This is a genomic window from Mesorhizobium sp. M0991 (assembly GCF_040318915.1).
Taxonomy (GTDB): Bacteria; Pseudomonadota; Alphaproteobacteria; order Rhizobiales; family Rhizobiaceae; genus Mesorhizobium.
This window is the reverse complement of sequence record NZ_JAMYNE010000020.1, coordinates 71,537-83,891: the sequence shown is the minus strand read 5'-3', so window position 1 is coordinate 83,891 and position 12,355 is coordinate 71,537. Positions and strand designations below refer to the sequence as shown.

Here is a 12,355-nt window from a genome sequence, read left to right as displayed (position 1 = left end):
CTCACAGCCTCTTTTCGACCAGCACCTCAACGCGCCGGTTCAGAGCCCGGCCCTCGCGCGTGCCGTCATCGGCCACTGGATCCGTGGCTGCCCGGCCCTCGGAATGGACGCGTTCCTGCGGCACTCCGTTTTGTACCAGCATGTCGGCAATGGTCTGGGCGCGAGCCTCTGACAGTCGCTGGTTGGTCGACAGCGGATTGGTTCTTTGCAGAGGAACGCTGTCCGTATGTCCGACCACAGTGATGTTGCCGATCAGGTCACGATTGGCGAGGATCACCTTGGCGATCGAGCCGATCAGCGGCTCGAATCCTTCCGTCAGTGTTGGCCGCGACGACTGGAATAGTTCGGGGTTGGAGGCCTGGATGACCAGCTTGGCCAGTGAAACGCTCTCCGTGCCGCTGAGAGCCGATCTCAGATTGCCCGGCGCCCCGGCCTCAAATTCGGGCAGCAGTGCAAAATCCACAGTCTCCGGCGGCGGGACATCGACCGTTGGCGACACGCGACTGATGTCGCCACGGGTCGGCGGCGGCAAGGCGCGGACCAGGGCCGAAAGCTCCACCGCCTGGCTGCTTAGTCCCATTGAGAGCCCGACATAGGTCGCGGTGGCGATGACCGCCGCGGCAAGGGCCATCACCCAGATCGGAACGATGAAGCGCTGCGGCTCGTCGGATGCGATTACGCCCTTCCAGTTCGGCGACAGCGGCGCATTCTCGGCGTCAGCATCGCGCAGGAAACGTGCCGCGGCAACCCGAACGGCATTGAGCGAGCGATCGCCCGAGCGGCCGGGCACGCGATACTTGCCGCGAAAACCCAGTGCCAGGCAGTCATACTGGAGTTCCAGCAATTCGCGATCTCGGTTCGGATGGCGTTCCAGTTCGTCGAGCCGTGTGAAGAACTGCGTGCCGGCGTCGACATCGCCGCGCAACATGACCACAAGCGGCTGACGCGGCCACGCGCTGGCCCCGCCCCAGGGCGTGTTCAGGGCCAGATCGTCGAGCAAGGCCGCCACCACCCAGGCTGCCTGATCGGCCCGTTCCATCGACGACCCCGCCGCCATTGCCGTGTCGCGTGCCCGAACCAGTTCTTCGAGCAGCCGAGTGCGTAACACTTCCGGATTCTCCGGTGGCAGCGCGCTTTCAAGCTCAGGCGCAAACTCGAGCAGGGGCGCGAAGGCGTTGACAAGGCCGTTCGGGTGGGTGCGCGAGCGTTTTACCGGCCCGCCCGGCAAGGATGCCGCCATCGGTCGCGGCATCGGCGTGCCGGTCAGCCTGATGCGAGTGCGTTCGCGATCCTCCGACAGCCCGAAAGGATCATCCCGGCTCATGGTTTCACCTGTTCACCGAATAGCAGTCCACCTGCGGTTCGCTCGGCAGTACACCCGAAACGCCAATGACGAAGCCTGGGGCACCGAGCAGCGATGCCCAGTGCTCGCTTTTCTGGTCGAGCTCAAGGCACAGCCGATCGCCGTCGTAAGGAATCTCGCGAGGTTGCGAATGAAGCGGTTTCAGCGGGATGCCGGGCAGGCGGGACTTCCACAGGCCTTCGAACTCATCAGCCGAGCCCACAGTCGCCTGGTTGACGAATATCTTGCGTAGCGCGTCCTCCGACAGTTCCGAACCGACCCGGATGACGATCCGGCTGGCCACCAGCAGCTTCGGATTGTCGATGCGGATTTTCCAAACATTGGTCGAATGGCGCATAACGGGCAGCGCGCGCGATTTCGGCTCGATGTAGCGCAGGCTCAGGATCAGTGAGCGCAATGCATCCGCCAGCGCCGAAAACGGTGGGCCGGGCGCCATGTGATTGTAAGCCGGCAGCTCGCCCAGTCGCCGCGCGCTCGAGCCGTAGGTCGCCATCGAACCGGCAAGCCCGGCCAGTTCCAGGTAAAGTTCGGCCGGATGGAAAACATCCTGCGCCAGCATATGGGCCAGTCGCGGACGCGCCGCGTTGGCGAGGTTGAGCATCAACAGGTCTTCGACGCTGCGCCCTGGCCCGCCCATGACCATCTTGCCATGCGCCTCGGCGATTTGGTCAAGGCCCGTGACGACTTCCAGAAGCAATTGCCGGTACCAGGCCACTGCACCAGTAACCAGGGCCGGTGGCAGGAACGTCTCGTCCAGCGAAACGCCGCCATCGGCACGAACCCCCTTGATGTCGGCTATAGGCAGGGCGGTATAGCCGCCGACCGATTTGCCGGGTGCAAGCAACAGCGATTGCGGCCGGGCGATTTCGATTTCTTCGGGGTCTGCACCGCCCTGGACGGCATCGCGCACCGAAACAATCCGTCCATGATAGCGCGCACCGCTGGGTGGCGCATGCGCGGGATCGAAGCCAACGCCGCCGGCCGGCTCGAGCGGCAAGGCGACCAGCACCGGGCCGGCGCCTGTATCCGAGGTGACCGGCAGCGGACGCGGCGCGTCCATCAGATCCGGAATGGAGAAGGGGGTTCCGTCCGGGAAAATGCCTCGTGCAGACAGGATCGAGATCTGGCCGGCATCGAGCAATGCCTTATCCAGGGTCAATTGCTGAAAGCCGAACGTATGCAGCTGGCCGGCCTGCAACGCGCCGCGCACAGTCGCCTCCAAGAAACGATCCTGCTGCTGGAAATGCTGGGTCCGCAGGAAAAGGCCCTCGGACCACAGCACCCTGTTTGCATCGCTCATCCGCCTACTCTCTGCATCGAGCTCCCCTTGCCTTGGCCGTCAGGCGGAAATGCCGCCGCTGCCGAGTGTGACATTGATCGTAAAGTTTGATCCGGGCGAAACCGATTTTGTCGTCCGCCAGTTTCGCCCTCCAGGCTCACGGATGAGTGCAACGAAGCCCAGGGCCGTCGCATCCGGTTCAACCGTAATGGTCTTGGTCGCGGTTTTTCCAGGCCCGACGGCAATCTGGTCGGATCCGATGAGATCGCCTGCCAGTGCCGAGCCGGCATCCCCCTGCAAGGCAAAGTAGTCGGCGGAATTGAACTTACCGGTGCTGCGCAGCCGCATGACCAGCACCGTCACTGGCCGATCGCCGCCGCCTGGTCCAGGGTTCATGCCGGCCGCCCCTGACAGCTTCACCGTGATGACCGACGGTTTTGGCGGCCCGGCGCTTTGACAGGCCGTAAGCAGCCCGGTCGCACCCAAGGCAACGATAAATTCGCGTCGATCGATCATGTCTTACTCCTCCTCATATGCATCACGAAAATCGGCGCCGATTTCGCCGAGAAAGCTCTTTTCCGCGCTCTCGGCGATTTCACGATGGCGTTTCTGGTAGAGCTCCCACAGCTTGGCGCCGCGCCCGCCTGACAACAGCGTGCCGATCGCGGAACTCGATTTCAGCTCTGCTTCGATGGCTGCCGGCTCAAAACGGTCGACCATCCGCCGCAAGGCGGCCTGCACGCCGCGCCAGGCGCGCACGTGATGTTGTGCCAGGTCGCGAACCGCATCCGCGATAGCCGCTTCGCCGGCGAGAAATCCGGGGCTGCGTTCGGCAATAAGCGTCACGATTGCGTCGTCGACCGTCGGAAGAAACTTGAGTGGATTGACTTCGGAGGCTCCGACCATTGTCTGGGCAACGCGGGCATTTCCCTTTTCTTCGGCACGCTTGCGCAGCAGCTGCATCAATCCTTCCATCATAAGCCGATATTCGCGACCGAACTTCTCCATCTCGGCGACGGCGTCGCGCCCGGGAAAATCGGCTTCCGCGATGCCCATGCCGCGCAGGAATGCGGTGCGAAGCGCCATGTCGGCGTGCTGCCTCGCGGGCGGCTGGCGGGCGGAGCTGGCGGCTGCGCCTGCCCGCATTGGGGGAGGGGCATCTGCCGCTCGCACGGGCAGGTCCCAGGGATTGGCCGCTTGCAGTGGTTGGGCGTCGCGCTCGCGCTGACCGGTCGAGCCCGCATCGCGTCCCGGGCTGGGCGCCGCGGCAGGCCCAAAACCGAAATCGTCATTGAATTCCGGCATCTTTGCCGTCGCGGGCTCCGTTGCGCCGTTCGGGGACGACATAGGATCGAGGCCGAATGGGTCCGCGCGGCTGGGTGTGCTGTCTGGTTCCAGGTAGGCGTCGGCGCTTTTTGACAGGGGCGTTGAAACCGGATCGAGGCTGAACGGGTCGTCGAAAGCAGGCGAGCTTCGCTGTCTGGAATTGGCGCGTTCGAACGCACCCGGGATCGGCTGCTCAAACGGGTTCGGCAGCTCGGCTGGACGTGGCCGCTGCGGCTCTTCTTCCACGGTGGCTGAAAAGAAATCGTCACGGCCGATGCTGACCGGCGCCCGAGACGCCGGCGGCAAGCGCTCCGGAACTGGCCCTGCGGCTGCTGCTGCTGTGGCTTGGGCGCTCGACGTCTGCAGATCGACATACACGATGTAATCGCCCAGTCTCAGCCGCATGCCATTGCGAAGACGCGCCGACTTGCCGGCGCCGAGCGGGCTGTCGGAGTCGTCTATGAACAATCCGCTGCTCGACGTATCAGTGACGAAATATCCATCGCGCCCACCAGTGATCCTGCAATGGGCGCGTGAAACGAACATGTCGGGATCGTCGATCTGCCAGCCGGCATCCGCGCTGCGGCCGATCACCAGTTCCCCCTCGTCAAGCCGGGTCTGCCGTACCGCCTGGGTGCGTGGCCCTTGCTCCAGCGTCAGCAGCAGACTCATGCCGCGACCTCCGCCCCTTCCTGCCGCCAGCCGACTAATGTCCGCAGCCGCATGTCGTCAGCATCGCCCCTTTCAGCGGGCCGCGCAAGCCACGCGGTCCGGGCGAGTTGCACGGTTCCAATACGCGGCGGCGGAACGGCATCGCGCGCCAGCACGATGCGCAGATCGACGTCGAGCGATTCGCCGACCATGTCGCTAACGGCCTGCTTGAACAATTTGAGGCGCTGACCACCCGGCAGGAACGCCTTGAAGTCTTCATAGCCCAGCGGACCGACGCGGAGCTCGATCCTGCTTTGACGGTTGAAGACACGCGGACCGATCGTCGCTCCCCGACCGAGCCCTGCGTAGGCTTTGCCAAGGCGGGTCTGGAGCGCGGCTGGTATGGTCATCCAGGCAGCGATGAACTCCCTGATCTGGACCGGCACCTTGAACGCCTCAGCCAGGAACAGCGTCAGCCGCTCGGGGCCGTCGACCTGATTGGCAAGCGAAGCGGCCTGGCGCAGCTTAACGGCGTCCAGTTCGGGGTTGTGGGTGCCGGGAAGCCCTATTCCCGCCATGGCTTCAAGCATGGCGCGAACGCGCCCACCTACCGGGCGCTCGACCTGAACCGCCGGATGCGCATCCGCCCACGCCCTGTAATACAGCCCAATCATGCGGTTCTGAAGAATGTTGACGAAGTCCATGAAGGTCGTGTCGCTGGTCTGCTGCGCATCGGCGCCGGTGAACCAGCGTTGCGACAGGCGATCGAGCACCCAGCGCGTCAAATGCAGAGGCATCGGACCTTCAGGTCCCATCAGACCAATGTTTGCGACCGTAACCCGAGCGGGCGCTTTGTCAGTCGCTTCGCGGAATTCTGCCAAGTCCTTGGCGGAAAAGCTGAGACGAACATGCTGCCCGAGCCGCGAGGGTTCGCGCTCCGGCGGGCCTGAATAGCCGAACAACCCGCCTCTTCGTTCGAGTCGGCGCAACAGCTCGAAGAAGTCGAACGCATCCGACAGCTCTTCGGGCTGGTCCAGGCCAGGCTTGTCTAGATCAGGTAGCGATTGCCGGGCGTCATCGGCCATGGCACATCCTCCTGCTTCTGCAGCAGCCATGTGCGGGTTCGCACAAAGCCGTTTATTCCAGCGTGACGGGCAAACAGCCGTGCCAGCAGGGCCGAAAGCAGCAAGGTGCTCTGCCCCGCCAGGACAGACTGATCGACATGCAATGTCACCTCCGTGCCTCGTCCGAAGCACATCGGCCCATCGATCTGCAGTCGTTCGATGACGGACCGGGAGTCGATGCGCACGATCGAGTGCACATTGCGGGCGAGGTTCGGGTCACCCCTGTCGGCGTAGAGCTCAAGCAGCGCATGCAGCGGGTCGACGCCGCGCCCTTCCTTTGCAAGGCTTAGAAAGTTGAGCGCGAGCTGCGCTACAAGCCGCCAGGCGAGATTGTCGGCTCGCGATTCACCCGCCGCGCCCGCCGGCAGTGCTGCAGGGATGGCTGGGCGAGGCGGGCGCAATGCGCCGAGAAGCCGGATCATTTCGACCGGATCGCCGGCTTCCAGCGTCAAGGTAGGGTTGTCGTCAAGGATTGGCAGATCGCGGTTGGTGCAGAGCGCCACGATGTCGACGCGCTTCAGCGGCCGGTTAGGCGGATTTTCCGCTGGGCGTGAAATCGCCAGGAAAACGTCGTCGCCCGTGTATGAAGTGCGGGTGAGGCCGTCGCGCCGTTCCTCCTCCGTCGGGCGACGTGGGCGCCGTTCGGTGGAATAAACCCAACCGCTGCCGCGGTTCTGTCCCAGGCTGAAGAGCTCCGGGATTGCGGCGTCGCTCCCCTCGCTGTCGGCGTCCTCGACGCGGGTAACCCGATAGATTTCGAAGTCCCGCGCTCGCGTGCGGTCGGCATGCAGCACCTGCCGCGTCTTGCGCGGATCGAGCTCGACGACGTTGCACTCACGTTCGAACAGATTGATGATCGGCGTTGCGAAAAGTTCAAAATCGGCCGCCGCCAGATCGGCAAGTTCAGGCACCGGACGCCTGAAGATGAAGGTGATCTCGAGCTCGGCTGTGCATCTGCGCACAATGGGCTGCAACCCCGAAATCCGAGCATAGTGAAAGCGCTCCGGCATCATGAAGTATTCGCGCAGAAGACGATATCCTTCGAAGGTCGGACGTGTACGAGGCATCAGAGCCTCGTCGTCGCTGATGCCGACCATTTCAGGTACCGGCAACGGCGATATTGGGTTGGCCTTGCCTTCCGGTCGTGCACCAACGGCTGAGCAGGCGCCGAAAATCGCATCGAAAAGCAGTGGTGCCTTGGTGCGCGCGGCAAAGTAAAGATCAAGCCGGTCGAGCGACAGTTCATCGAGCTTGCCTTTTCCAGTACGGGCCAGCGTGATGCGAAGCGCCGCCTCGCCATCCACACCGCCGAGCCGCGTGATGCCGGCTGCCGCCAAGGCGCTACGATCCTGAAAATAGCCGACCGAGGTAATGGCTATCGGCCACAGCGTGATGTCCTGGGCGGTGGTGAACGTGCAACGCGTCGAAAGGCCAGGCTGGAGGCTGGAAACCAGCCGCGTATTGCGCTTGACGACATGGCCCCCAATCATTGTCTGGACCTGCTGGCCGGGTTTGAGCACTACCATGGCCGTTGCCGGCGCCGGCGTGACAAGGTCAGGATAGAGAACATCAAGGACGGCGCGCGAGAAGCGCGAGCGTTCCGCATCGACCTTGAGCCGGGTCCGCGCGGCCAAGAAAGCAACGCCGTCAAGCAGCCGCTCGACATAGGGGTCCGGACAGGGGACCGTATCGAGTGAAAGGTTGCGCGCCACCGCCGGATGCATGTCGGCGAATTCTGCCGCGAGCGCACGGATATGGATCAGTTCCTCCTCGTAATATTCTACGAAGACCCGATCCATCTCAGGCTTCCCTAAATTCGGTCCGAGCCAAGCCGTTATCGAGATTGATCGTGGTGCGCAGGCGCATGCGTTCGGGCGTCGGCGTCATGATCAACACCGCATCTATCTCGATCTTCAGGCCCACGGTTTTGTCGCCAAGGGTTACCGTAACCTTTGTTGCACTGTCCTTGAGACGCGGCTCGAAGGTGGCAAGCACCGAGCGGATCTCGCGCGCCAGCGCCTCGCGATCGAAGTCGCGGGAGGAACGGCCCGAGAAGGAAGGCACTCCGTAATTAACGACGCTGCGACGCACCTCCGGAAAATCGGCGAGCGACGGCGGGTTGTCCGCGGCCTGTTCGCTTTCAAGGTCGGAAAGAAGCGGAACGGCCTCGAAGCGCTCGGTGTTGAACAAAGCCTCGACATCGCGCCGCACGGCTTCCTTGAGCACACGAGCCGACACCACCACGCCACGGCTTTCAATTTCAGCGCGGTGCTGGCTCTGAAAGGCCAGGCGATGGAGACGCCGCTTCTGGTCGGCCGTCAACTCCGCGTCGGCGTCGATGAGCCGCGCGCTGGCCGCAACAAGATTGTCCAGCCGCTCCGCGCCAAGCTCGTCCTGCAGTGCCTGGCGCAGCCCGTCTATCTCGGAGGTCATACCCGGCAGATCGTTTACGAGGCGGTCCCATAAAGAGGGCTGGACCGCTTCGCGCTTTGCTCGCGAGCTGCCGCTACCCAGCGACTTGTCCGCGCCGGGCCGCCGGGCCTCACTTGCCGACATAGACATCCATTTCGATTTCGTCGTTGTCGTCGTAGACGAACTTTATCTTTTTGTAGGCAAAGCTGACCTCTTCCTCGATCAGGTCCTCCTCATCCTCGGCCTGCGACATGTCGTATTCCATGATCGAGGCGTCGGTGAGTGTGACGACCAGGTAATCCTTGGTCTCGCCATCGATGGTCCGCCGTGCAGAAAACACGACTTCGTCCAGGGCCTTGTTTTCGAACAGCGCCTTTTTCAGGTAGGGCGAAGACTTGTCATAGTGCTTGGTGAACTTGATCATACCCAAGGACACACGACCGCGACGCGAGAGCGAATTTGGATCATAGGGCGCGATCATCTTGTAATCGACGCCATGGATTTCGATTTCGTCCTCATGGCCATCTCGAGTGCTTGGACCCTTGATATCCGGAACCTTTAGAAAGCCATCAATCTTCGTATTTGTGGGCATTGTCTTTCTCCACCGCTTTCAAAAACCAAGATGTTGTTGCTGCAAATCAAGTCTTTACGGACGGAAGTTCCGAAACCAGTCGGAGCGAGGCATTGATACCCTCCAGCTGATAATGCGGGCGCAGATAGAAGCGGGCATTGTAGTAGCCGGGGCGCCCTTCCACGCTATCCACCTGAACCTCGGCGGCGGCGAGCGGGCGCTTGGCGCGCGCCTTGTCGTCGGCAAAGGCCGGGTTGGCCAGCACATACCGGTTGATCCATTCGGTCAGCCAGATCTGCATGTCGGAGCGCTCCTTGAACGAACCGACCTTGTCGCGCGCGATCGCCTTGAGGTAGTGGGCAAAGCGCGAGACCGGGAAAAGGTAGGGCAGGTTGGCGCTCAGCCGCTCGTTGGCCTGCGCATCGGGGTCGACCAGCCGTCCCGCCCTTGTCTCGTCGTCCTGCAGCGAATGGGCGCCAATGAAGGCGGCGAGATCGGTGTTCTTTCGATGCAGGATGGGCATCAGGCCGAGCTTGGCCAGCTCCGCCTCGCGCCGGTCGTCGATGGCGACCTCCGTCGGACATTTCATCGCTATCGAGCCATCATCGGTCGGGAAGCTGTGCACTGGCAGGTTGAGGACCGTGCCGCCATTTTCGACGCCGCGGATCTGCGTGCCCCAGCCATAGAGCTTGTGGCTGCGGTTTATGTTCACGCCCATCGGGAATGCGGCGTTCATCCAGACGTATTTGTTATGATCGCCATGTACCTCCTCCTCGAAGGTGAAGCCCTTCACCGGAACGGTATCGGTGCCATACGGCAACCGTGCCAGAACGCGAGGCATGGTCAGGCCGATGTAGCGTGCATCCTCGCTCTCGCGCAGCGCCTGCCACGAGGCATAGGCGGGGTTGGAGACGATCTGCTGCAGGTCCTGCGGGTTCGGCAATTCCTGCCAGCTGTCCATGCGGAACAGGCGAGGCGACGCAGCTGCGATAAAGGGCGTGTGCGCTGAGGCGCAGATACCGGAGATGTTGCGCAGCAGACCGACGTCGCGCGGGTGGTTGGAAAATTCGTACGCACCAATCACACAGCCGATCGGCTCGCCGCCAAGCATTGAGTACTCGTCCGTGTAGACTTTCTTGAAGATCGGGCTCTGATCCCACATCTGGCCCTCATAATCCTCAAGCGTGTCGGCCAGCTGCTCCTTGGAGATGTTCATCACCCGGATCTTCAGCTTCTGATCCGTCTCGGTATTGTTGACGAGATACCACAGGCCACGCCATGTGCCCTCCATTTCGCGCACTTCCGGCGCGTGCAGGATCTCGTTGACTTGTTCGGAGAGCATCTTGTCGATGCCGGCGATCAGCGACTTGATCGACTTGATCGCATTCGACGAGATGGTCGTGGTATCGGAGCGCGTCTGCGCTGCAAGTGCGAGATTGCGCACCAATTGCTGGAGCTTTTCGCTGTCGTCCTTCTTGACCTTGAAATCCTTCTCGAGGAGCCCGCTGAATTCTCCAAGATCGATGGTTTCCGCCTCGGCGACGGCGGCGGTTTTTTGCTGTTCGGCCATGGTCATTCCCCTGCCTTGTCGTCCGCCAGTGCCTGGCTGGCGATCTTGCCAAGAAGCGGTTCATTGTTCAGCAGTTGCGCAATGCGCTTTTCGGCGTCGACGCGCCCGTCCATGAAGCCGAGAAGTTCCTCGAGTTGGCGGCGCATCTTGAGGATTTCGGCCAATTGTGGGACCTGCTCGGCAATCTTGTCGGGCGCGAAATCGCCCATCTTGGTGAAGGTAAGATCGAGCGCCAGTTCCTCGTCCCGCTCGGCGCCTTCAGCCTGGGGCAGCGTATTCTTCACACGGGCTTTGACGCGTGGTCCAAGTGCCTCCATGAAACGCGGAAACCGGTTCGCATCGGTCTCGACAAAGGAGCGGTCCAGCACCGACTTCGCCGCTTCCTTCGTCTGCGAAGCCCCCGAAAGGTCGGCCATGACGGCCATGACAAACGGCAGCTCGATGGTCGTTGGACTGCCATAGGTTTCCACGTCATAGGCGATCTGCACCCGCGGCGCGCGATTTCGTTCGATGACCTTGGCTTTGCTTTCGGCTGGCATTGCTTGCTACCTTTCATCCTTCTGAGCCGTCTTCTTGGCATCGGGAACGCCGGCAAGAAGCCGGAACTCCTTCAGTCCCGACGGGGCAAGATCTTCCATCAGTTCAACAAAATCCATATGCACCATCCGGCGAACACGGCGGGCGAGGTGGGGGATCGGGCTCGATGGTTCGGTGCGGTCATAAAAGGCGACGACGAGGTCCAGGCATTTCACCACGTCGTCGCGCGAAGAAATCCGGTCGGGGAGTCCGGTGCTCGAGTCCGCGTAGCTAGCCACACTTGCCATTGTATCGGCTCCATGACCGTTTCGGGCAGGCATTACCGGTTCTGCAGGCGAAGGGGACGGCTTTGCCGAGCCATTCGCCATCGCGCCGGCAGCCGAGTTGCGCTCGAGGGTTGTCAGCAAACGCTGCAGGAACCGTTTTAATTCCGGAATGGTGGTCCCGCCGCTGCCTTCAAGGCGAGCGTTGAGGGCTGTCTCGACCGCTTCCAGTGCCGCGACCGCCGCGCGCGCATCGGCGATGAGCGACTGCATTTCCTCATTGGCTTGATCCGCCTGTGCCGCGCACCCGGCACGAACCCGGTTCAACAGTTGTCCGTGCGCACTGACAAGCGCTGCCTTTTCGGCCGCATTCAATCCTGACGCTGCTTCTTGCAGCATGACGCGGTCGTCGAGCGCAGCGTGTTCCAGGTCGCGTCCGCTGATCGGCCCGATCGAGCGTGGCGCAAAGAAAGTCATTTGCCGCAGGTTGGCCAGCAGCCCGTCCTGACCATTTTGAAGATCGAGCAGCGCGTTGATGCGGCGCAAGGCGGCCTCGCGAGGCGACGTGTTGGGCCGCAGCGCCGGGTGCATGCTTTCCCAATGCTGGTCGAATGTCCGCCCAATAAGCGTCAGACCCTGCGCCAAGCCGGCCAGTCCCTGCTCGTTGGCCAGTGCGCGTGTGACAATTACAATCAGGCGCAGGTCGCGGCCACGCGCGCGCAATTCCTCGGCCTTGGTGAGCACTGCTGGCCAGTCGACGGGAATGGTGCTTTGCGAGACCGGCCTGTTGTTGCCGTCATGAACAACCTTGACCTGGGGCTCCGTCAGGCGCTCCAGTTCGTGAAACGCCGGATCGTTACGCAAATCCTCTCCCGACGGATTTTCACCGTCGAGCGGAGCAAGCCAGAGTGCGACGTCGATCACACCGATCCCCCAGTCACCGGCCCTGAGGCCGACCTGCCCCTACGTTATCACACGGTTGCGCTTTTCCACAATTCAGCGAGTGCGGAAAAAATTAACAAAAGCTAATGCAGCCTTGTCTTGATTGTGGAATCCGGGGGCGTGATTGGCGAGCCCTGGACCAGGAACGCGTCGTGCTGGGATGTCAGGACCCGCGTTGTTTGCGGCCGGCGATGCAGGATCTTCCACCAATGATGGGAGCCCGCATAATCGGGCATTGAAACCTTTGTTCATCCCGCACTTTGTCAAGCGGCTGCTTATGTGGCAGGTTATCCACTTGCAGAGTGCAGGAGCACGTT

The 12,355-nt window shown here is 62.3% G+C and carries 11 protein-coding genes; all 11 read right to left on the bottom strand.

Going from position 1 to position 12,355, the window contains the following annotated elements:
• Nucleotide 1 precedes the first annotated feature (1 nt).
• Genes icmH through tssA form a run of 11 tightly spaced genes read right to left on the bottom strand, consistent with a single transcriptional unit; the run spans nt 2 to nt 12,020 of the window.
• Nucleotides 2-1,324: a type IVB secretion system protein IcmH/DotU gene (gene icmH, locus NKH70_RS25115; protein ID WP_352719896.1), complete on the bottom strand. Its 1,323-nt coding sequence runs from the start codon at nt 1,322-1,324 to the stop codon at nt 2-4.
• A gap of 4 nt (nt 1,325-1,328) precedes the next feature.
• On the bottom strand, nt 1,329-2,663 hold the full coding sequence (tssK, locus tag NKH70_RS25110) for a type VI secretion system baseplate subunit TssK (protein ID WP_352719894.1): 1,335 nt from the start codon (nt 2,661-2,663) through the stop codon (nt 1,329-1,331).
• A gap of 39 nt (nt 2,664-2,702) precedes the next feature.
• Nucleotides 2,703-3,158, bottom strand: coding sequence for a type VI secretion system lipoprotein TssJ (gene tssJ, locus NKH70_RS25105; RefSeq protein ID WP_352719892.1), 456 nt, complete (start codon nt 3,156-3,158; stop codon nt 2,703-2,705).
• Nucleotides 3,159-3,161: 3 nt separating this feature from the next.
• Nucleotides 3,162-4,640, bottom strand: coding sequence for a type VI secretion system-associated FHA domain protein TagH (tagH, locus tag NKH70_RS25100; RefSeq protein WP_353026278.1), 1,479 nt, complete (start codon nt 4,638-4,640; stop codon nt 3,162-3,164).
• Nucleotides 4,637-5,704 carry a type VI secretion system baseplate subunit TssG gene (tssG, locus tag NKH70_RS25095; RefSeq protein ID WP_352977996.1) on the bottom strand — a complete coding sequence of 356 codons (1,068 nt, stop codon included), beginning with the start codon at nt 5,702-5,704 and terminating at the stop codon, nt 4,637-4,639. Before tssG ends, tagH begins: the two co-directional genes overlap by 4 nt.
• Complete coding sequence (gene tssF, locus NKH70_RS25090) at nt 5,668-7,542, bottom strand: type VI secretion system baseplate subunit TssF (RefSeq protein WP_353026277.1); 1,875 nt, start codon at nt 7,540-7,542, stop codon at nt 5,668-5,670. Before tssF ends, tssG begins: the two co-directional genes overlap by 37 nt.
• Before the next feature lies 1 nt (nt 7,543).
• Nucleotides 7,544-8,299, bottom strand: a complete 756-nt coding sequence (tssE, locus tag NKH70_RS25085; protein WP_352623471.1) for a type VI secretion system baseplate subunit TssE — start codon at nt 8,297-8,299, stop codon at nt 7,544-7,546.
• Nucleotides 8,286-8,747 (bottom strand): Hcp family type VI secretion system effector, encoded by a 462-nt coding sequence (locus tag NKH70_RS25080; RefSeq protein ID WP_023678576.1) that lies wholly within the window; start codon nt 8,745-8,747, stop codon nt 8,286-8,288. Before NKH70_RS25080 ends, tssE begins: the two co-directional genes overlap by 14 nt.
• A 46-nt stretch (nt 8,748-8,793) precedes the next feature.
• Complete coding sequence (gene tssC / locus NKH70_RS25075; RefSeq protein ID WP_352719882.1) at nt 8,794-10,296, bottom strand: type VI secretion system contractile sheath large subunit; 1,503 nt, start codon at nt 10,294-10,296, stop codon at nt 8,794-8,796.
• Nucleotides 10,297-10,298: 2 nt separating this feature from the next.
• On the bottom strand, nt 10,299-10,835 hold the full coding sequence (gene tssB / locus NKH70_RS25070; RefSeq protein WP_352665767.1) for a type VI secretion system contractile sheath small subunit: 537 nt from the start codon (nt 10,833-10,835) through the stop codon (nt 10,299-10,301).
• Between the two features lie 6 nt (nt 10,836-10,841).
• Complete coding sequence (tssA, locus tag NKH70_RS25065) at nt 10,842-12,020, bottom strand: type VI secretion system protein TssA (protein ID WP_352719879.1); 1,179 nt, start codon at nt 12,018-12,020, stop codon at nt 10,842-10,844.
• Nucleotides 12,021-12,355 lie beyond the last annotated feature (335 nt).